The 20,593-nt window shown below is 68.5% G+C and carries 17 protein-coding genes and 5 pseudogenes; 14 read left to right on the top strand and 8 right to left on the bottom strand.

The features are described from left to right. The first annotated feature begins 18 nt into the window (after positions 1–18). The 7 genes from L0P92_RS20295 (at position 19) to L0P92_RS45730 (ending at position 8,146) form a co-directional block, all read left to right on the top strand. Complete coding sequence (locus L0P92_RS20295; protein WP_234764211.1) at positions 19–522, top strand: flavin reductase family protein; 504 nt, start codon at positions 19–21, stop codon at positions 520–522. A 97-nt stretch (positions 523–619) separates the two neighbouring features. After that, positions 620–1,285 (top strand): GntR family transcriptional regulator, encoded by a 666-nt coding sequence (locus tag L0P92_RS20290; protein WP_234764210.1) that lies wholly within the window; start codon positions 620–622, stop codon positions 1,283–1,285. A 180-nt stretch (positions 1,286–1,465) separates the two neighbouring features. Next, positions 1,466–3,082, top strand: a complete 1,617-nt coding sequence (locus L0P92_RS20285; RefSeq protein WP_234764209.1) for a PucR family transcriptional regulator — start codon at positions 1,466–1,468, stop codon at positions 3,080–3,082. Positions 3,083–3,307: 225 nt separating this feature from the next. Next, positions 3,308–4,756: an amino acid permease gene (locus L0P92_RS20280; RefSeq protein WP_234764208.1), complete on the top strand. Its 1,449-nt coding sequence runs from the start codon at positions 3,308–3,310 to the stop codon at positions 4,754–4,756. 131 nt (positions 4,757–4,887) lie between these two features. Next, positions 4,888–5,400 carry a hypothetical protein gene (locus L0P92_RS20275; protein WP_234764207.1) on the top strand — a complete coding sequence of 171 codons (513 nt, stop codon included), beginning with the start codon at positions 4,888–4,890 and terminating at the stop codon, positions 5,398–5,400. Between the two features lie 1,091 nt (positions 5,401–6,491). Further along, complete coding sequence (locus tag L0P92_RS20265) at positions 6,492–8,009, top strand: DUF1996 domain-containing protein (protein WP_234764206.1); 1,518 nt, start codon at positions 6,492–6,494, stop codon at positions 8,007–8,009. A 23-nt stretch (positions 8,010–8,032) separates the two neighbouring features. Beyond that, a complete protein-coding gene (locus L0P92_RS45730; RefSeq protein ID WP_372497289.1) occupies positions 8,033–8,146 on the top strand; it encodes an SCO3870 family protein in 114 nt (37 codons plus the stop codon). 588 nt (positions 8,147–8,734) lie between these two features. Here L0P92_RS45730 and L0P92_RS20260 read toward each other — a convergent pair. The 3 genes from L0P92_RS20260 to L0P92_RS20250 all read right to left on the bottom strand — a co-directional run bounded on the left by L0P92_RS20260 (position 8,735) and on the right by L0P92_RS20250 (position 10,702). Next, complete coding sequence (locus L0P92_RS20260; RefSeq protein WP_234764205.1) at positions 8,735–9,034, bottom strand: hypothetical protein; 300 nt, start codon at positions 9,032–9,034, stop codon at positions 8,735–8,737. A gap of 142 nt (positions 9,035–9,176) precedes the next feature. After that, positions 9,177–10,493, bottom strand: a complete 1,317-nt coding sequence (locus tag L0P92_RS20255) for an IS701 family transposase (protein ID WP_234764204.1) — start codon at positions 10,491–10,493, stop codon at positions 9,177–9,179. Between the two features lie 62 nt (positions 10,494–10,555). Continuing rightward, positions 10,556–10,702 (bottom strand): hypothetical protein, encoded by a 147-nt coding sequence (locus L0P92_RS20250; RefSeq protein WP_234764203.1) that lies wholly within the window; start codon positions 10,700–10,702, stop codon positions 10,556–10,558. 466 nt (positions 10,703–11,168) lie between these two features. Between L0P92_RS20250 and L0P92_RS20245 the strand changes: the two genes are divergently transcribed. From L0P92_RS20245 to L0P92_RS20230, 4 genes and pseudogenes are all read left to right on the top strand, one after another. Beyond that, positions 11,169–11,816 (top strand): glycosyltransferase, encoded by a 648-nt coding sequence (locus L0P92_RS20245; RefSeq protein WP_234764202.1) that lies wholly within the window; start codon positions 11,169–11,171, stop codon positions 11,814–11,816. Then, a pseudogene (locus L0P92_RS20240) lies at positions 11,813–12,328 on the top strand (TIGR04282 family arsenosugar biosynthesis glycosyltransferase); the annotation flags it as partial. The gene L0P92_RS20245 and the pseudogene L0P92_RS20240, both read left to right, overlap by 4 nt. A gap of 5 nt (positions 12,329–12,333) precedes the next feature. Further along, positions 12,334–13,176 carry a class I SAM-dependent methyltransferase gene (locus tag L0P92_RS20235; RefSeq protein ID WP_234764201.1) on the top strand — a complete coding sequence of 281 codons (843 nt, stop codon included), beginning with the start codon at positions 12,334–12,336 and terminating at the stop codon, positions 13,174–13,176. 92 nt (positions 13,177–13,268) lie between these two features. Next, positions 13,269–13,568, top strand: coding sequence for a hypothetical protein (locus L0P92_RS20230; RefSeq protein ID WP_234764200.1), 300 nt, complete (start codon positions 13,269–13,271; stop codon positions 13,566–13,568). Between the two features lie 16 nt (positions 13,569–13,584). Here L0P92_RS20230 and L0P92_RS20225 read toward each other — a convergent pair. Beyond that, positions 13,585–13,671, bottom strand: a pseudogene (locus L0P92_RS20225) (polyphosphate kinase 2); the annotation flags it as partial. 135 nt (positions 13,672–13,806) lie between these two features. On the opposite strand from L0P92_RS20225, the pseudogene L0P92_RS20220 reads away from it, so the two are divergent. The 3 genes and pseudogenes from L0P92_RS20220 to L0P92_RS20210 all read left to right on the top strand — a co-directional run bounded on the left by L0P92_RS20220 (position 13,807) and on the right by L0P92_RS20210 (position 17,724). Continuing rightward, positions 13,807–16,498, top strand: a pseudogene (locus tag L0P92_RS20220) (bifunctional acetate--CoA ligase family protein/GNAT family N-acetyltransferase). Between the two features lie 13 nt (positions 16,499–16,511). Beyond that, on the top strand, positions 16,512–17,165 hold the full coding sequence (locus L0P92_RS20215; RefSeq protein WP_234764199.1) for a CBS domain-containing protein: 654 nt from the start codon (positions 16,512–16,514) through the stop codon (positions 17,163–17,165). A gap of 16 nt (positions 17,166–17,181) precedes the next feature. Further along, the gene (locus tag L0P92_RS20210; protein WP_234764198.1) at positions 17,182–17,724 is read left to right on the top strand and encodes a flavodoxin domain-containing protein; all 543 of its coding nucleotides are present in this window, start codon (positions 17,182–17,184) and stop codon (positions 17,722–17,724) included. 62 nt (positions 17,725–17,786) lie between these two features. Here the strand turns inward: L0P92_RS20210 and L0P92_RS20205 are convergent, their stop codons facing one another. From L0P92_RS20205 to L0P92_RS20190, 4 genes and pseudogenes are all read right to left on the bottom strand, one after another. Continuing rightward, entirely contained in the window at positions 17,787–18,671 is an 885-nt protein-coding gene (locus L0P92_RS20205; RefSeq protein ID WP_234764197.1) for a tetratricopeptide repeat protein, read from the bottom strand. Positions 18,672–18,822: 151 nt separating this feature from the next. Continuing rightward, a pseudogene (locus L0P92_RS20200) lies at positions 18,823–19,489 on the bottom strand (CBS domain-containing protein). Positions 19,490–19,547: 58 nt separating this feature from the next. Beyond that, positions 19,548–20,012, bottom strand: a pseudogene (locus L0P92_RS20195) (Crp/Fnr family transcriptional regulator); the annotation flags it as partial. Further along, positions 20,009–20,335, bottom strand: coding sequence for a transposase (locus L0P92_RS20190; protein ID WP_234764196.1), 327 nt, complete (start codon positions 20,333–20,335; stop codon positions 20,009–20,011). The pseudogene L0P92_RS20195 and the gene L0P92_RS20190, both read right to left, overlap by 4 nt. Positions 20,336–20,593 lie beyond the last annotated feature (258 nt).

Below are 20,593 nucleotides of genomic sequence, written 5' to 3'. Positions count from 1 at the left end.
ATGACAAGGAGCACATCCATGACCCCACTCGCCTCGAAGCCCGACCTCGATGTGATGAAGCAGGTCAACCGGCAGTTCGTCACCGGTGTCACGGTCGTGACCGCAATGGACGGGGCGGTCCCCAGGGGGCTGGCCGTCAACGCGTTCTCGAGCATCTCGCTCGACCCCGCCACCGTGATGGTGTGCATCCAGCGCACCTCGTCCACCCACGACTGTCTGTTCAGCGCGAGCCACCTCGCGATCAACATCCTGTCCACGGACCAGTTGGACGTCGTCGGTACGTTTGCGAGCAAGGCCACGGACAAGTTCGAGAAGGTGGAGTGGGAAAGTGGCCCGTTCGGCAGCCCGCTGATCGCCCGGAGCAGTGCGCAGATGGAGGTCGAGATCCGCGAGCGGTTGCAGGCCAGCACCCACACCGTGTTCATCTGCCGGGTGGTGCACGCCGTTGTCTCCGAGCGTCATCCGATGGTCTACAGCGCGGGTAAGTTCTTCGACGGCGGCGCACTGGCGCCGCTGGGATGACCGGCGGGCGGCTCGGGAGACGGAGGAGAGTTCGGTGAATCGCGCACAGAGCGAACCGAAGTGGGGATCCCCCCGGCCGGCGGCTGGGGGAGGGTCGATGCAGGCCAGGGTGATCGCCGAAATGCGCCGGCGGATCATCAAGGGCGACATAGAGCCCGGGGCTCCGCTCTCGGAGCTCGCACTCGCGGAGGAGTTCGGCGTCAGTCGTACACCGGTGCGCGAAGCCCTCAAGCAGCTCCAGACCGAAGGCCTGGTCGAGATCCGACCCCGCGTGGGGACGTTCGTCACCACGCCCTCCCGCCGCGAGATCACGGAACTCTTCGAGATGAAGGAACTCCTCGAGGGCGCGGCCGCCCGCCTCCTCGCCCGGCGCGGCCGCGTCGCGGAGATCGACCTGCTGGAGCGGAACCTGAGCGAGGCCGACGAGGCGGTGGCGAGGGACGACCGGGGGCGGTACGCGGAACTGGTCCAGGAGTTCCACGACCTGCTCATCTCGGGAGCCGACAACAACAAGTTGGAGGCCCACTACCGGATGCTGATGAACCAGCTGGCCTACTCCCGGCTGGTGAATACATCGCTGAGCCAGCCGGGCCGTGCTCTGCAATCGGACCGTGAGCACCACCGCGTCCTCGAGCTGATCCTCGAGAAGGACGGCGACAGCGCCGAGCAGGTGATGCGTGAGCACGTCAGGGCGAGTCGACGGGCGGTGATGGCGGGGTTGCCCACCGGTGTGCCGGACGTGAGGCCTGGTGCCGCCGGCTGAGCGTTTTCCTCCCACAGCGGATCAGGGCCGGTTTCGCCTCTTCGGGGGCGGCGCCCGGCTCTTGGCTTGAACGATGCCTTCGATGGCTTCTCTGCCACGGAACAGTCCCCTGGCTCGGGCAGATAACATCAGGGCCCGGCATGGTTCCCAACAAAGGCGACGTCAATGGATCCGGCCGCAGTGCCTTCCTCCGCAGCGAGCATCAGCCTGCGCCAGTTGCTGATGGCTCTGGGCGACTCGTTGGTGGAGATGCAGGTCGCCCCCGCCGGCCTCGACGTCGAGATCCGAAGCGTTGCCCTGCTCGACCCCGAGGACCCTCCGAGCGCCCAGCTGGGCGAGTTGGTCCTCCTCATCGGTGCCCGTGGCCGCGCCGCCCTTCCCGCACTGCGGGCCGCCGCCCGTGATGGAGCCACCGCCGTCGTGGTGAAGCTGGACGGTGCCGGTCAGGCCACAGCCCTTGGTGAGACCGCCGCTGAGGTCGGCGTGGCTCTGCTCTCGCTGCGCGGTGAAGCGCGCTGGGAGCAGGTGCACGCGCTGGCCCGCGCCGCCCTCGACGATGCCCCTCCGGGATACCCCAGCGTAGGGGCGCAGGAGGGCGACTTGTTCTCCCTCGCCCAGACCACCGCTGTCCTCACCAGCGGCGTTGTCAGCATCGAGGACTCCGCCAACCGGGTGCTCGCCTACTCTCGGTCCACCGACTCCGACGAGATCGACGACCTGCGGCGGCGCTCCATTCTCGGCTGGCAGGGACCGGAGGCATTTCTGGCGAAGCTGCGCGAGTGGGGCGTCTTCCAGCACCTGCACTCCAGTGACCAGGTGATCGGTATCGACAGCCACCCGGAGCTGGGGATCCGCCGCCGCCTCGCGGTGGCGATCCGGTCCGGGGACCGGCAGTTGGGCACCATCTGGGTGCAGGAGAGCTCGTCACCCCTGTCCGAACACTCGGAACAGGCACTTCTGGGTGCCGCCCGGGTTGCCGCGCACCACCTGGTGCGCCGCCGCCGAGAGCTCTCCGAGAATGTGACGCTCACCCGGACCCTGCTGGCCGGGCTGCTGGAGGGAAGTACCGGGCCGCAGCCGCTCGCTACGCACCTGGGGTACGACGCCACCCTGCCAGCCGCCGTCCTGGGGTTCTCGTACGGGACCGCGGAGGTGGTCGCCGCGCCGGAGCTGACCCACACCGAGGTCACCAATCTGATCTCGGTGCACATCGCCGCCCGGCACCGCAACGCGCTGGTCACGCAGCTCGATCCCCGTATCTATGTGCTTCTGCCCCAGCTGCCTCGCAGTATCGACACGGACACGCTGCGCGGCTGGTGCCAGGAGATCACCGATGCAGCACGTCGTCACCTGGGCCTGCCATTGAGGGGCTCGGTCGGTTGTGTGGTGTCCGGGCTCGGGGACGTCCCTGAGTCGCGCCGGGAGGCCGATCGCATCCTCGACGCCATGATGAGTGCCGACCTTCCCACCGCGGTCGCCGCACTGCCGGACATCCAGGCGGAAGTGCTGGTCAGCGAGATGCTGACGCTGCTCTCCGCTCACCCCGAAATACGGGACCCTCGGCTGACCGCCCTGGTGGCGCACGACAGCCGGCACCAGGGGCGGCTGGCCGAGTCCCTGCTGGCCTATCTGAATGCGCTCGGTGACGTCCGGGAGGCCGCAGGCCAGCTGCATGTGCACCCCAACACGCTGCGTTACCGCCTTCGTCGGGCTGAGGAGCTGACCGGTCTCGATCTGAGCCGTCCCGACCAGCGCCTACTGGCCATGCTCCAGCTGCGGCTTCCGTCGTCCACCTGACGACGCCTCCGCATTGTCCGGTTGCACAGGCAATGCGGGCAAGTTTGTTCATCATTCACAAACATGTCGGCCCGTGGCCCCTCATAAGCTTGCGCAAATCCATTTCCCCAAGTGACACGGCTCACCTCCCACAAGGAGGCAGAGCGAGACGCTCCATGCCGTGACCGCTTTCCCGGGGCCATCCACTCCGCGCCAGGCCCTCCCAACCACTCAATGGATGTCGACATGACTACACGTCCCCCTGGTTCTCTGGCAGCAGACACCGCCCCGCCCGCAGATGGCCTGCCTCCGGAACAGGCCGGTCTGCGAGCCGGTCTCAAGAACCGCCATCTGTCGATGATCGCCATCGGCGGAGTGATCGGCGCCGGCCTCTTCGTGGGTTCCGCCTCCGGTATCGCTGCCGCCGGACCCGGCATTCTGGTGTCGTATGTACTGGTCGGCGCCCTGGTCGTCTTCGTGATGCGGATGCTCGGCGAGATGGCCGCGGCCAATCCGACCTCCGGCTCCTTCTCCGCCTACGCGGACCGGGCGCTCGGCCGCTGGGCCGGTTTCTCGATCGGCTGGCTGTACTGGTTCTTCTGGGTCGTCGTGCTCGCCGTGGAGGCGACCGCGGGTGCGGTCATCCTGGAGCAATGGGTGCCGGCCGTACCGCAGTGGGCATGGGCACTGATCGTGATGGTGGTGCTCACCGCCACGAACCTGGCCTCGGTCGGCTCCTTCGGCGAGTTCGAGTTCTGGTTCGCGGGCATCAAGGTCGTCGCCATCGCGGGCTTCATCGTCCTCGGCGGTCTGGCGATCTTCGGTGTGCTGCCCGGCTCCGACCACGCCGCGACCGGCTTCGGCAATCTCACCGAGCACGGCGGCTTCCTCCCCAACGGCCCCGGCGCGATCCTCACCGGCATTCTGCTGGTCGTCTTCTCCTTCATGGGCAGCGAGATCGTCACCCTCGCCGCCGGCGAGTCCCCGGACGCTCGGCGGGCGGTCGCCAAGGCAACCAGGAGCGTCATCTGGCGAGTCGGGGTCTTCTACGTCGGGTCGATCCTCGTCGTGGTCTCGCTGCTGCCGTGGAACGACCCCTCGATCAAGAAGGACGGCTCCTACGTGGCGGCCCTGGACTCGATCGGCATCCCGCACGCCGGGCAGATCATGAACGTCGTCGTGCTGACCGCCGTGCTGTCCTGTCTCAACTCCGGCCTCTACACCGCCTCCCGCATGGCCTTCTCCCTCGGCCAGCGGGGCGACGCGCCGCAGTCCTTCGTCCGCACGAACGCCCGTGGTGTCCCGCAGACCGCGATCCTGGCCTCGGTGGCCTTCGGTTTCGTCGCCGTTGCCTTCAACTACCTGTGGCCGGACACGGTCTTCCAGTTCCTGTTGAACTCCTCCGGCGCGGTCGCGCTCTTCGTATGGCTGGTCATCTGCTTCTCGCAACTGAAGATGCGGGGGATCATCCTGCGCGAGAGCCCGGACAAGCTCGTCGTGCGGATGTGGCTCTTCCCGTATCTGACGTGGGCGACGATCGGGATGATCTCGTTCGTGCTCCTCTATATGCTCACCGACGACAGCGAGGGTGGCGGCCGTAGCCAGGTCTTGCTCTCCGTACTCGTGGCCGTCCTGGTGATCGTGATCTCACTGGTCCGGGAGAAGACCCGGCACAACCGCACTAAGAGCTCGTAACACGATCTTGCTGAGGTACGCGGTGTGCCCGAGCGCTTCGGTTGGCGCTCGGGCAGTTCAGGTGGCACTTTGGGCGCTGGTCTCGCACACGATGCGGGGCACAGGGGATGGTCACTAAAGGGGCGGATGACGTGAGCGCAGGCGAGGGACGGGAGCACTGGGAGTTGCTGCCCGGAGCCGGGCTGGGGCCACTGCGGCTCGGGATGAGCCCGGCCGAGGTCGCCGACGCGCTCCGGGTCTCTGAGCCGCAGAAACGAGCGGGCGGTCCCTACGAGCAGGAAGACTTCGCCGACGGGGTGAAGGTGTTCTACGACGCGGGCAAGTTGGCGTGCATTGCCCCGGAGGCGGTCACGGGTCCGCAGGTCTTGCTAGCGGACTTTGCACTGGCCGGCCGCGATCCCGAGCAGGTGCACCAGTTCCTCCTTGACTACGCCGCCGAGCACGGGAGTTGCCTGTTGTACACCCTCGATGACTCCCTCGCCCTGACCGATCTGGGGGTTCTTCTTCGCGCACAGGAGGTCGGTGGCGTGCGGATTTCGCGGCCGATCTTCGTGAAAGAGGACTGGTTGGAGTCGGAGTACTACCGAGACCGCCTTCCTTTGGAAGGCGTCCCCGTCACCGATGCATCGCCCTGGCCGTCGTAGATGCGCGTGCCGCTGCCGCAGCGGGACGGGCGTGACCGGTGCGACGATTCGGCTGTTTGGGAGACGGAGCCATCCACCCCTAACTGGCCACGGCTTGAGCATCGACGCGTGGCTGCGTGGTGATGACGCATTCGCCGAGCGGTGCTGATGTTCTCTGGAACACAAAATGTGTCGTGCCGACGGACTCCCTTGGCTCATGGAGAGCTGCGACGGAGCGATTGTTTTGTGAGGCTGTGCGGCAGTTGGTGCCGACCATTTACACAGTTCGCGCAGGGCGGCGTTGACCGCGACGGATTGCTGGGTGTGCGGGTAGTAGCCGGGGACACGTAGCAGTCGGGCGCCGACAGAGTCGGCTACGGCCTCGGCGCAGGCAATTAGGGGTTCGCCCGCGTACGTGCGGTACAGCTCTGGCGCGCGGGTAATGCTCCGGCGTCACCGACTCTGGCACACCGGCGCTCCCTCGTAATCGGTGCAGTATGGTCTTGACGGCCGGGTGGTCAGTGGCCGCAGGGAACGCGGCTGGCTGAATCAGAGGCAATGACCGCACAAGTTCGGGATGACGTCCGGCAGCGAGCATGGCTGCCAGGCCGCCATTGCCGTGGCCGACCTAGTGTGCGCCTTCGGTTTGTCGCGCCAGCAGTTCCACCAGTTGGTCGGCGTCGGTGTCGAAGTCGCTGCGGGCAGTATCAGGGCTGCGACCGTGGCCGCGGCGGTCCATCAAGAGCGTGCGATACCCGTCGGCCAGGGGTCGTTGGGCCGCGAACCCGTATACCTCGTCGTGCCCCACGTGAAGATTTGTGCGCGAAGGTCTGCCCTCTTCCGGAGGGACAGGGCCTGGTCCCGCCAATCCTTACAAGAGCCTGACGAGGCATTCGATTCCGCTCATGCGGCCTGCCACATCCGTAACTCTGGTTGCGAGGTTACGGGAGACGGGCGGCACTTGAACGGTCGGCGAAACCGGCTCCGGCATCACGGGCAGAGTGACCGAGCCCTCGATCGTCCGCCCCACGAATCCAGCTTCGCGAACTCGACCGCGCGGCGACCGACAGCGGCGCCGTGGCGGCTCGAACGAGATCTCTCAAAGGAGTCCCATGCCACGAAATACACGCAAGCGATCAAAAAGGGCCCGCCGGGCAGTCGCCGCACTGGCGGCGACTGCCCTGGGGGCTGGAGGGGTGGTGGTGGCGAATGTGTATGCCTCCGCCGGTGAGAGCGGGAGCGGCAACACCACCAGGAGTTCGCCGCAGGACGCCATCGGCCAAGCCATGGAGGCGGGATCCGCCACCATCGACTGCCCCGACGTCGGAACCCGGCTGCGTCAGGTACCCGACCAGGCCAAGTCGGAGGTTGACAAGGAACTTGCGCTTCTGGACCAGCAAGTCGCGGAAGCCTACAAGCGGTTGCAGGACTCGACCCGAGTCATACGCCAGGACAGCAAGTTCGCAGACAACGCGGTAATGGGCCCGCTGAAGGACAAGCGGACCGCGACTATCGAGCGCATCATGATCGCCCTCGACCGGGTGGCTGACCGGCCGCAGGGCCTGGAATCTCTTGCCGCCTGTACGCTCCGCGCCTCGGGCAACCAGGCCGGCACCGGCAAGGGCGAGAATCAGAACGGCCAGGGGCAGGAACTGGGGAACGGGCAGGACCAGGGGAACGAGGGAGGGGATGCCGCCAACGGTGGACAGGCAGGCAATGGCCCAGTCGCCGCCGACTTCGTGGACATCACCAGTGTCCAGCCCAATGTCAGCGTCCCGCAGAACCAACAGAACGCCTCGCTCGGCAAGTTCACCACCGATTGCGGTGTGAACGAGAACAAGCTGTACAACACTGACAACGTGATCGTCGCGCCCGGCGTCGACAACGGGGCGCACCACACACACGACTACGTAGGCAACCAGGCGAACGACGCCTTCGCCGGCAACGAGGAGTTCGCGGCCGGGGAGACCACGTGCCGGAATCAGGGGGACAAGTCGTCGTACTACTGGCCGGTTCTCCGTCTGCAGGACGGCACCGAGGAGTTCGACGCCAACCAGCAGGGCGGCGGTGCGGAGGGCAACGTCGGCAAGATCCTCAACGCGTCAGAGGTGACCCTGGAGTACGTGGGCAACCCGAGCAGCAAGGTCGTGGCGATGCCGAAGTTCCTGCGCATCATCACCGGAGACGCCAAGGCGTTCACCAACGGAACGGCCAATGCCAACGCCGCGTGGAGTTGCACCGGCTTCGAGGATCGGCAACTGACGGACAGGTATCCGATTTGTCCCGAAGGCAGCAGCGTGGTTCGTACCTCCAAGTTCCAGAGTTGCTGGGACGGTCAGAACATCGACAGCGCCAACCATCGCGATCATGTCGCGTTCGCCGACCCGAATACCGGTGCCTGCCCGAACGGCTTCCAAGCCATTCCGCAGCTGGTACAGCGCCTGGTTTACGACATCGCCCCGCCGAGCCTCAACGACAATGGACAGTCGAGTCCATTCTTCTCTGTGGACGGTTTCCCCGAGCAGTTGCACAAGCCGGTGACCGACCATGGAGACTTCGTCAACGTTTTCGACGAGCAGCTGATGAACCGGATGGTGGAATGCATAAACGCCGGCCAGAATTGCCAGTGACCGCGATGAACTGAGCCTCAGGCCTGCCCGCGGCCGTTCCTACCCCGGGCAGGCCTTCCTTCGTTGCGGCCGCCTACGTCGAATCCGTAGCCACCTTCAGCGTCCTGATGTATGTCACTGCAGCCTGGTTGTGGTGACATGAGTCCGAGATGCTCGGCCGTATTCGAGCTGAGTCTTTGCTGGCAAACACCAGGCTGATGTCCTGGCGCCGGCACCGCTCTTCGTGGCCCTGTGGCGTGCATCGATCCGTGATCACTCAGTAGGGCCCGGTTGCTGTGAGATGGGTAGGGCTGCTCCTCGGCTGTCGAATTCGGCTGGGTGCGCCGGGCTGACGTGACGGGACCGCGGGACCGTAATTCCGCAACACAGAGATGAAGTGCGAGATGTCCCGCGGTCAACACGAATTCCGGTGATCGGATCCCTGCCCTGTGGGCTTGGGCAAGGTATGGCTCCCCACCGACCCCTCGGCAGGGCAGCCATTTCTTGGTGTCGCTCTGTGTAGGTGCTCTTGCCTCGCTGGGCATGGCCTCACACCGTGGCGATGCCTTCCATGCCGGACTCGGCGAATGCGGGGAGGCCACGGCAGCTGTAGTTCCGGGTCACAACTGGTCTTGAAGTAGGTGTCATTGCTGGTGACAGGCGCGGGCGGTGGCCTGGTGGTGGCGGCGCCAGGCGGTCCAGTGCAGGGCGTGGTCGCGGGCCGCTGCAAGATCGCGCGAATGCCCTCAGCAGGACTTCATGCCGTCGAAGGTGGCCCAGCGGAAGTTGGCCGGCTTTTCATTGTGTTTGGTGTCCCCCGGCCTGAAGATGTAGCACGGACTGTCCGGCGCGCCGCCCCACACGAATTTCCGGTAGAGCTTCACGCTGCACGGGTTGTGCGCCCATGCCGTGTCGCGGATGATTCCGGAACCGACGTTGCAGGCCGCGGAGGCCGGGGAGGCGGTGGTCAGGCCAAGACCCGCGCTGGACAGAAGAATCGCAGCTGACGTCAGGCCGATCTTGATTCGGCGGGTACGGGTGCGCATGTTTCCCCCTTCGTAGGGCTCAGGCAGTGGCGCGCTGGATCAGTCTCACCCCCTTCGTAGCGTTGTGTACCTATAACGTTTCAGGGTGCGTTCGACGATGACCGCCTAGGTGGTAGTCAGACACGGCAGCTGTAGTTCCGGGTCACAACTGGTCTTGAAGTAGGTGTCGTTGCTGGTGGCAGGCGCGGGAGATGGCCTGGTGACGGCGGCGCCAGGTGGTCCAGTGCAGGGCGTGGTCACGGTCGCGGGCCGGCGGCGGCAGGACGAGTACGCGCAGGAGGCGTACGAGTTCCGGGCAGGTCAGCGGGACGAGACGGCCGGGTCCGGCCGGGGCTGTGTTCGTGGTGGCCGCCAGGGTCAGGGCGAGCACGGCTTGGGCGATCAAGGAGAACAGCGACCAGCGCATCCAGGAGTTCCAGCAGGTCACCTGGCCCTGATCGAGGCCGGTGAAGCCCTTGGCGAGCTGGAAGGTCTCCTCGATCCGCCAGCGTCGGCAGATCACCTCCACGAGCGTGCCCAGCGCGATGTCGCCGGGGGTCCAGCAGCGGAAGTAGGAGACCTCGCCGGTGTAGCGGTGACGGCGGGCGACGAGCACGCTGGTGCCGTCCCCGTGTCCTTCGGGGGTGTCGTCGGGGCGGATGTCGAGCCAGGCCCAGTCGTATTCGCGGGTGCCCTTCGTGCCGTGGCCGGTCGCCCGCCGCATCCACTGCCGTGGCCGCACCTTGTTGAGTATCTTGCAGGCCTCCCACCGGCGTCCGGTCCCGTCCGTGACCTGGTGCGTCGCGGCGACGCCGACCGTGTAGCCCAGTCCCAGGGCCCGGATGTCGCGGCGCAACTGCCGCCCCGAGTACACCTCGTCACCCGCGAACCAGCGTGCCTGTGCCCCGGCGTCGAGGGCGCCGGAGACCATGGCCACCGCCTGCTGCGGCTTCGTGGCGAACCCGATCTCGTCCGGTACTCCGGTCAGCTCGCGTCGCTCGTCGTCCGCGGCCCAGTCCGCCGGGAGATACAGGGCCCGGTCGATGACCACCCGCGCCGCCGGCGTGACCACCGCCAGGTGCACCGCCACCTGGCACAGCCCGACTCCGCCCAGCGCGCCGGAATACTGGTGGCCGGCGCCGACACAGTCCGTGGAAGACTTCGCGTCCCCGGTCTCGTCCACCACCAACATCGCATCCTGGCCTGCGAGTTCGCCCAGGATCAGGCGGGCGAGGGCCCTTCGCGCCGCATCGTGGTCGAACCGGGCCCGGGAGAGCAGGTGCTGCAGCCTGTGCGGGCCGGCGTGCCCGAGCGCCTGCGCCAGTGTCCAGCAGTTGCGGGTGTCCAGTTCCAGCAACAGCCCCGCCGTCAACTCCGCTGCTGTGGCGCGGGCTTCACGCCGCGCGAAGCAGCCCACGATCGTCTCCATCGCGGCCCCGAATGCCCTGGCCCACGCCTGCTCGGCTATCGTCGCCTCCATAGCCACCGCGTCCTTGATCGTCCTCACAAACGTTCATGATCACGGTGGCCGTACCCGCGCCCTCACCAACCCCCGGCGAAACGCTGACCAGCCCTGACGCCGGAACTACAGCTGCCGTGGAGGCCCTCGGTGGTGGTGACCTTCGTGAGAGATCCGTTCTTCTCGATGCCGACCTCGTCGGTCAGGGCGAGCCTTCCGTGCTTGCCCATGCGGTAGCCGCTGACGGTGGAGTTGCCGGGGTTGCCGCCGTAGAAGTAGATGCCCGCGTGCTCCAGCCAGAACAGGACTTCCTGGCCGTTGGCCAGTGTTTCTCAAGCACCTTCAGCTTGCCGGCACGGTGGAGCTGGTAACTGGGCACTCTGGACTTCTCGGCCTCGGCGGCCAGCATCCGCCTGCCGGTCCTGTCGAAGCTGATGGCGAACGGCACGTTCTCGTTGTCGAGGCCCAGTGAGCGTTATGAGCCTTGCAGTGGCCTGAGTCCTCCGCTGGTGGGTGATCCGGAAGCCCTGGACACTGCCCTCGCCGTCCGCGTTCATGACATACGCGATCTTGCCCCGCACCGCGATGCTGGCCGTCGGGCGGCGGCCCACCGGTTTGGGGAGCGGCGGGCGACGTCAGCGATCTGTAAGGACACCAAGTCCCTTATGCCTTCTTTGCGTTCGTAGGGTGAGTGGGGTGATCGAGACAACCCCTCCATCCGTGGACGTCGTGCTGCCCTGCCTCGACGAAGCCGAAGCCCTGCCGTGGGTGCTGGATCGGATCCCGCCCGGCTGGCGTGCGATTGTCGTCGACAAAGGCTCCTCCGACTCCGCCTGCCGAGCGGGGCTGACCGCCGCCACGGCCGACATTGTCGGCTTCTGCGACTTCGACGCATCCCTCGACCCCCACCTGCTGCCGCGGGTGGTCGGGCCCGTTCTCGACGGCTCGGCCGACCTGGTGTTGGGCCGCCGCCGGCGGACCACCTTCGGAGCTTGGCCCCTGCACGCAAGGCTGGCGAATCTCGAACTGGCCCGCCTGATCCACCGCCGTACCGGTCTGGCCCTGTGCGACCTCGGCTCCATGCGAGCGGCTCGTGGCAAGCCTCTGCCGGCACTCGGGCTGACCGACCGGCGTTCCGGCCACCCGCAGCAGATGGTGGTCCGGGCGGCTGACGCAGGCTGGCGGATGCAGGAGACAGACGCGCCCTACCACCCGCGCACGGGCCGTTCGAAGGTGACCGGCACCTGGCTTGTTACCTGGCGGGCGGTACGGGACATGCGCACTGTCCTCGCCGAGTGTCCCGTCACCGGCCCGATCGCGACGCTTCCAGGGGGTGCGCGATGACCGCCGCGCCCACAGGGCCCGCCGCGCTGCTGGTGATTGCCAAGGAACCGGTGCCCGGACGGGTCAAGACCCGGCTTACGCCGCCCTACACCTCGCAGGAAGCGGCCACATGGGTTGGAGCCTTCCTCACCGACACCCTCCACATGGTGCTCCGCGCCCCTGCCCGGCGCAGGGTCCTCGTCCTGGACGGCGATCCCGGGCCCTGGCTGCCGCCCGGATTCGAGGTGGTGCCCCAGGAGACCGGGGGCCTTGACGAGCGGATCGCGGGCGCCTTCGCGCACTGTGACCGCGGCCCCGCACTGCTCGTCGGAATGGACACCCCGCAGCTGACCGCCGAGCTGCTGTCCGGCGTCGGCCGCACCGGTCATGACGCATGGTTCGGCCCCGCCGCCGACGGCGGCTCCTGGGCTCTGGGCCTCGTCCACCCCTCCCGCGCCGGATCCCTGGTACGGGGCGTACCGATGTCCACCGACCGTACGGGCGCCGCCCAGCGCCTCCGGCTCACGGGGGCTGCTCGATGAGCCCCGCTCCAACCGGTAACGGATCCTTCGTCGCCGAGCGCTTCCAGCAGAAGCCCGCGGGCACGCGCCAGCAGACCGTCCCCGCGCCGTCCGCGCCATCCGTGCGCGCGGCGCCCGGCACACCCTGGGAGGCCGACCCCTACGCCCAGGCCCTGCGCACCGGCAGCGGACCGCTGTACCTGCGGCGCCTGGCGCCGCGCCCCCTCGGGACGGCGGAGTTGCTCCCGTTGGATGTGGAGCGCTGGTGCGCCGCCCCCGACGCCACCGACACCGACGTACTGCGCCGCTGCACCGGTCCCGTACTGGACGTCGGCTGCGGACCGGGACGTCTCGTGTCTGCCCTGACCGCCCGCGGGGTGTCGGCGCTGGGCGTGGACGTCTGCCCGGAGGCCGTCGCCCGGACCCGGCGCCAGGGCGGGAGAGCCCTGCGGCGCTCCGTCTTCGATCGGCTGCCGAGCGAGGGCCGCTGGCACACCGTGCTGCTGATGGACGGCAACGCGGGGATCGGCGGCGATCCGGCCGCCCTGCTCACCCGGCTGCGGGACCTCGTCCGCCCTGGTGGTCGCCTGTTGGCCGAGGCAGCCGACGACGACGTGGACGAGCGCCTCACCGTCCGCGTCGAGGACGGCCACGGACGCCACGGACGTCCCTTCCCCTGGGCCCGCCTGGGCACCACGGCCCTGCTGCACACGGCGGAGACCGCCGGGTGGATCCTCACCGGCCGCTGGACGGCGCACGGTCGCCCTTTCGTGGAACTCCACCGTCCCTACCGGGATCGCGACGTGCTCTCCATGGAGAGCGAGCGTCCCGTGGACCGGGGAGGTCCTGCCCGCCGATGACCGGCATCACCACCTCCCACCGGCCGGACCCGGATTCCGCCGCTTCGCCCTCGCCCAGCCCTTCACCACCGGCGAGCGCCCGGAGAACCCGGATGGCCGTCACAGCCACAGTGCTCCTCCTCGCCGCGCTCACCACCATCGTCGCCGGCACCCTCCACGCGGGTGACCACGAGAGCGCCCCGGGGCGGCTGCTGGTCGGATACGCCCTCGCCTGGGCGCTGTTCGCCGCCGCGGCATGGACCGTGCGCAGGCTACCGAGGCGCACCGCCACCGTCCTGGTCCTGCTCGGCACCGCCGCGGTCCTGCTGGCAGGGCTCGCCACTCCGCCGCGCACCAGCAACGACGCGTACCGCTACGCCTGCGCGGTCGCCGTAGTGCCGCACCAGGTGTGACCCGAGCAGGAGAGGGTCACAGGTCCGCCGTGTGGTCCGGGACATAGGTCCGCAGATCGCGTGGCGGGCGCTCGTGCCCGGTGGACGCGGGCCGCCTCGGCAGCCTCCCGCGTCCGGGCCGGGACGGTCGGCGAAACCTTGGGCCGATCGGCCCTCGCCTCGCCCCCGGGCAGCCCATGGGGCCACTGCCCGATCCGCCGGATGCTCGAAGTGACAAGAGGTTTGGAGGAGTCCCGCGATGACGTACGACGTGACCGACCGGCCCCCCGTCCACGCCCTTTTCGCCGACGGCACCACCGTGTGCATCCGTCCCGTCGTGTCGGGTGATCACGACCAGGTTGAGGGCTGTATGCGGGGATGTCCCCAGAGAACCTGCGCCTGAGGTTCTTCGCCGCGAGCCACCGGTCGGTCCGCCTGGCCGCCGACCGCGCCTGTGCTGCGGCCCGCCCCGGCTACCGGGCGCTGCTGGCCGAGACGCAGGGGCGGGTGATCGGCGTCGCCGAGTACGACGCCGGGGACGGCGAGGCCACTGCCGAGGTGTCCATCGCCGTCGCCGACGGGCTGCACCACCGCGGGGTGGGCACCCTGCTCGTCGAACACCTCGTCTCCGCAGCCCGTGTCGACGGCATCACGACGTTCACGGCCGACGCGCTCAGCGAGAACCACCAGGTGCTGAAGCTCTTCGCCGATCTCGGCCTCCGTACCGCTCGCCGCTTCGAGGGCCCTGAGGTGCGCTGCGCCATCACCCTCGATGAGAGCGACAGCTACCTCACGGCCGTCGAGGAGCGCGCCCGTGCCGCCGATGTCGCCAGCCTGAGCCGCTGCTGCGGCCGCAGGCGGTCGCCGTCGTCGGAGCGGGGCGCAAGCCGGGCCCGGTGGGTCGGGCGATCCTGCACCAGCTGCACGCGGGCGGCTACACCGGGCGCCTGTTCGCGGTGAACCCGGCCGCGCGCTCGATTCTCGGTGTGCCGTCGTACCCGGCGGTCAGCGCGCCGCCCAAGACCCCGGACCTCGCAGTCCTCGCCGTACCGGCCGCGGCGATCACGGAGATCGCCGAGGAGTGCGGCAAAGCGGGCGTACCCGCTCTCCTCGTCGTCACTGCGGGCCTGGACGCCGACCAGGCACGGGCCCTGCTGGCCGTCTGCCGCTCGCACGGCATGCGGCTCGTCGGCCCCAACTGCCTGGGCGTCTCCGACACCGACCCGGACCTGAGTCTGGACGCCACGTTCGCCGCCGCCCATCCGCGCCCAGGCATCGCGGGCGTCGCCGTGCAGTCCGGCGGCGTCGGCATCGCCCTGCTCGTCGGGCTGTCCCGGCTCGGCATCGGTGCCTCCTCCTTCGCCTCCCTCGGCGACAAGTACGACGTCAGCGGCAACGACATGCTCCAGTGGTGGGAGAGCGACGGCCGTACCGGTCTCGCCCTGCTGCCCCTGGAGTCCTTCGGCCGCCCGCGCGCCTTCTCGCGTTGCCCGTCGTGTGACCCGCAGGATGCCGGTCCTGACCGTCGACGCCGGACGCACCGAGGCGGGCCGGCGCGCCGCCGCCTCGCACACTGTGGCCGCCGCCACCCGCACCATGACGCGGGGCGCGTTGTTCACGCAGGCCGGCATCACTGCCATCCGCTCGGTCGGCGAACTCCTGGAAGCCGCTGCCCTGTTGCACTCCCGGCCCCTGCCCGCAGGACCGCGCGTCGCGATCGTCACCAACGCGGGCGGCGCAGGGGTGTTGGCCGCCGATGTCTGCGCCGAGGCCGGGCTGTCCCTGCCGGCGCCCAGCCCCGAGCTGATCGATGACCTGCTTGCCGTACTCCCGGACGGGGCTGCCGTGGGCAACCCGGTCGACGCCACCGCCGCCGTCGCGGAGGAGCAGCTCGCGGACTGTGTGGACCGGACATGCGCTTCGGCGGCGTCGACGCCGTCCTCGTGGCCCTGGTCCCCACGGCGGTCGCCGCGGCGACCGGCGACGACGTCGTGCAAGCCCTCGCTCGGGCACCCGGCCGGAGGGCGAAGCCGATTGTCACGGTACGGCTCGAACAGGGCTTGCCCGTCGAGCTGTTGCCCGCCAAGGCAGGCGGCACCGTCCTGTCGTACGCCGAACCGCAGGCCGCCGCACCGCGTTGGCCCACGCCGCCCACCGCGTCGCCTGGCTGGCCCGCCCCGCCGGGACCGTCCCCGACCTCGACGGCGTCGAGACGGAACGCGCCTGCACGGTCGTCGCTGACTACCTAGCCGTACACCCCGACGGTGGCTGGCTCGACCCGCGTACCTGCGCCGACCTGCTGGCCTGCTAAGGCATCCCGCAGATCCCCTGGGCCTGGGCCGCGACGGAGGACGACGCCGTCCTGGCCCCGCCGACCGGCTGCGGGGCGCCGACGGCCGAGTGGTCGTGAAGGCACACTGGCCCGGCCTGGTGCACAAGAGCCAGCAGCACGCGGTTCACCTCGACCTGCACGGTGACGCCCAAGTACGGGCAGTTTACCGCGACTTGGAGACCCACTTCGGCGGGCTGATGACCGGCGTCGTGCTGCAGCCGCTCGCCGCCCGTGGCACCGAACTGTTCGCGGGCGTCGTCCAGGACCAGGTCTGCCGCCCGCTCGTGCTGTTCGGGCTCGGCGGTATACGGCCACGGAGGTACTGGCCGACCACGCGGCTCGGCTCGCCCCGCTCACCGACCACGACGTGCACCATCTGATCACTTCCCCGCGCTGTGCCCCGCTCCTGTTCGGCGTGCGCGGCAACGGAACTGTTGACCTCGAGGCACTGGAGCAGATGTTGCTGCGGCTGTCCCGCGTGGCGAGCGACGCACCACAGCTGGCCGAGGCCGACTTCAACCCGGTCCTCGCGACACCGGGCGGCGTCACCATGCCGGACGCGCGGATCCGCCTGATGCTCTGCAGGCCCCAGTACCCCTATCTGCGCAGGCTCCGCTGAGGAGGGAACGGATATGAAGCACCACAAGGTCGGCTCCGTGATGACCACGGACGTCGTCCGCGTCTCGTACGGCACCCCGTTCAAGGAGGTCGCGCGGTTGCTCGCGGACCATGGGATCAGTGGACTGCTGGTGGTCGACGAGGACGGCATGGTCATCGGCGTCATCTCCGAAACGGACCTGGTCGCCCGGCAGGCGGCCACTCCCGGACCGTACGAACCACGCCGTCGCTCCGCGTTCCTCTCCGGGCTGACCCGCGGTGCCCGACGGCAGGCGGCGAAGGTGCACGCTCGCACCGCCGGCCGGCTGACGAGCACGCCACCCGTCACCGCGCACGCCGATGACACCATCGTCGAGGCCGCCCGCACCATGGCCCAGCACCAGGTCGAACGGCTGCCGGTGCTCGACGAGGCGGACCGGCTGGTCGGCATCGTCCCCCGCCGCGACCTGCTCCAGGTCTTCCTGCGGCCCGACAAGGAAGGCGTCGTCACGCTCACCGGTCACATGGAACGCAAGAGCGAGACCCAGATAGCCCTGTCGATGACCGCCCGGATCGACGGCGTGGTCGGCGTGGTCGACAGGCTCACCTACCGACTGGACGACGCGCGCCTGCAGACTCAGGAGCAGGCGCTGCACGGCGTGGCCGACGACTGGCTGCGCCGACTGTGAGAGGAGGTGCACCGTCATGACCGGCACCGTGTCGGTCACCTACGGAACCACGAACGGATCGACGGCACGGATCGCCGAGACCCTCGCCGACGTTCTGCGCAAGGACGGGCTGACGGTCGAGGCCCTTCCGGCCCAGTCCGTCAAGAGTGTGGAGCCGTATGACGCCGTGGTAGTCGGCGGCGGACTGTACGCCGGGCGCTGGCAGAAGCACGCCCGCCGCTTCCTCCGTCGGCACCGCCGGGCTTTGCCGAACGCCCCTGTGGCTGTTCAGCAGCGGCCCCCTCGACGCCTCGGCCTCCGAGCGGGACATCCCGCCCGTGCCGTGAAGAAGGCGATGGCCGAGCTCGACGCCAGGGAGCACGTCACCTTCGGCGGCTGCCTGGACGAGGGCGCGAAGGGATGGGTCGCGCGGATGATCCTCCGTAACGGAATGGGCGGGGACTTCCGCGACCTCACCGCGATCGAGACGTGGGCGGCGCAATGTCGCCGACGAGCTGACCCACACATAGATGCGTTTCGTAGAGGAGGCAGCCACGCGAGAGTTGAGTACGCGGAGTAAATGGTCAAGTCCCGTGGATCGTTCTGGTTGTCGTCGCCATTCGCGGGTGGAGGAGACGGCATCTACAGCCGGTCGATTGCGGAACGGACCCTGTCGATCACGTACGGGAACGACGTTCTGTCCAGCACGAGTTGATACGCCGTCCGGGCGCCCTCGGTGTCGCCTTGCGCGGCGAGTAGTTCGCCCAGATCCTCGGCGGCACCCGTGACCCGCTCGGTCTGACTGTTCTCGACAACGAACCGCAGCGCGATGATGGCCTCCGCCGTGTGACCCTCACGCTTGAACAACGTCCCGACACGTGACGCGGCAGAGCAAGCGTCCTCGGAAGTGCCGGAATCCATGGCGGCGCGCAGCGCGATTCGCGCCGTGTCGACATCCCCGGTCTGCCCGCTGTCGAAGGCGAGCCACCGAGCGGCGACGGCAACATAGTCAGGGTGACCGGAGTCGATCGCGCGCCGCAACGAGCGTGGAATCGCCCCCGTGTCGGCGGAGGCGTCTGCGAATCCGTAGGTCTCCTCAAGATCTTGCATCTCCAGTCCGGCCAGACCCATCGCCGCGAGCGGCACGGACTCCGGATCTCCGGAATCGATGCTCCGCTGAAATGCTTGCCGCGCGGGCCGGACGAACTCCCGTTGATAGCCGGCGATGTAGCTACCGAACCCCAGGCTCCGCTCAGCGACGGCCTTGTCCTCGCCGTGCATCTGTGCCCAGAGATCGACCCCCAGCCGATACGCTTCATCGGCGGCTTGCGAGTCACCGACCCCAGATCGCAGGATCCACAGGTGCAGCGCCGCAGGAACGCTGCCACGAGTGTCGCCGGAAGCGGCGGCCGTCTGGAAAGCCTCCACAGCACCCGCTGTATCGCCGCTGCGCGCCCGTCGGCGCCCCAGGTTGATCACAGCTTGTGCTGATCGGATCTGCGCGATCCGCAGACTCAGGCTCGCCATAGTCACGCCTCCATTCGCCCTTGCCCATCGACCCAGGTGAGCAAGCTAGTCCCAACGACTCGGGACCGGTCCCGGACAGGCACACGAAGCGCCTACGCAGCACCTGTTGGGTTACGCGAGCCGATCGGAGTCCGTACGGACTCTGCGCCGTTCAGCCGCGGAGTTCGGAGGAGCGGCCGTTCTCGGCGATGTCGAAGGTCACGTCCACGACCCCCTCGACGGCCCGGATCAGACGTGTGGCCACCGGGACCAGGGACGTGTCCCGGATGCGGCCGCTGAGCGTCACGACCCCGTTCCGCACCGCCGCGCGCGCGGCTGACGTCGACGCGGGGAAGAGGTACGACACCACTCGCGGCGGACTTCCTCGGCGATGTCCTCGTCGTCGAGCAGGAACACCTTCAGCAGGTGGGCGCGGCCGACGACGCCCTGCAGCATGCCCACGTCGTCGACGACGGGCAGCCGCTTGACCTTGGCGTGGGCCATGGTCCGCGCGGCCTGGGCGAGCGTGGCGTCGGCGTGGACGGTGAGGGCGGGGGAGTCATCAGCTCCCCGGCGGTCACGGCGCCGGCCTTCGCCAGGTCGGGCAGGCGGCGCAGCTGGGTGTACCTGGTCGGGGTCGCTGTCGCGGAATTCCTCCTTGGGCAGCAGGTCGGCCTCGGAGACGACCCCGACGACGCGGCCCTCGCCCTCCAGGACGGGCAGTGCGCTGACCTTCCAGTCCTGCATCATGCGCACGATTTCCTGAAGGAGGCGCCACGGCCGATGGCGGCGACCGTGTGGGTCATCACGTCGCTGACGATGTGCGGGGTGCTGTGCATGACGCCGTCCTCGTCGTTTCCGTGCTGGGGTGCTATCACTGGAGAGTGCCGCTGCCGTAGGGGCGTACAGGTCGAGCAGCCGGGTGCGGGCCGAGCGGAGGCGGTGGGCAAGGACTTCGCCCACTCACTGGGCGACGCTCGCGCCGAGTGCGGGGTCGTCCTTGTACATCAACCGGATCGTGGTGGCGTCGAACTCATAGGCGCGTACCGGGCTGGTCGCCTCGGCGCCCAGGTGCCAGGCGTGCGGGGCGAACAGCCAGGACCAGCCGATGAGTTCGTTGTGCTTGAGGCTCTCGATGACGGCGGCGCGCCGGCCGGACACGCGCATGTCGAAGTCGACGCTGCCGGTGCGGATGATCCAGAACCGGTCGGCGCGGCCGCCCTCTTCGAAGAGGCGGGTGCCCTGAGAGAAGGACACTTCCTGGGCGAAGCGCATCAGCCGGTGCCGGTGCCACGCAGAGGCGGGCGGTCGGCCCTCTGGGTGAGTGGTGTGAGTTGTAGCCAAAGCTCGTGACACGATCATGATCGGTGCTTCTTCAGTCGCCTCCAGCAGATGAGGCCGCAGGCCAAGGAGACGAAGGCGTTGTGGAGTTCGGTTCGGCGTTCCCAGCGGACGGCGAGGCGTTTGAACTGGTGGAGCAGGGCGAAGGTCTGCTCGACGACGTAGCGGAGTTTGCCCAGGCCCTTGATGTTCGGGGTGCCTTTGCGGGAGATGACCGGCAGGGTCCGGTGCTTGCGCAGTTCCTCGCGGTTCGGGTTGGAGTCGTAGCTCTTGTCCTCGAGCAGCGCATCAGGGCGACGGCGTGGCCGGCCGGGACGCCCGGCCACCGGCGGGATGCCGGTCACGCCGCAGTGCGGCATACAACTCGGCCTTCGACTGACCAGGCGGCATCGGCGGTGCTCCTTCACTGAGCACATTCACATTGCCACCGCAATCCCGCGAGTGACACTACTTCTCGCGAACAACTTCCCAGCTAACCAGCCGGTGACGTCCACTCGGACGGACAACTGACAATCCGCAAACACCGTCAGAGGCATCCTTGCGAAATCCATTGGTGCCCGGCTTGCTCCGCTGATGGAGTGGCGTCCTACCGTGAGTCTGCC

The organism is Streptomyces muensis (assembly GCF_021474425.1).
Classification (GTDB): Bacteria; Actinomycetota; Actinomycetes; order Streptomycetales; family Streptomycetaceae; genus Streptomyces; species Streptomyces muensis.
The sequence above is the reverse complement of the archived record's forward strand: the minus strand, read 5'-3'. Positions and strand labels throughout refer to the sequence as shown.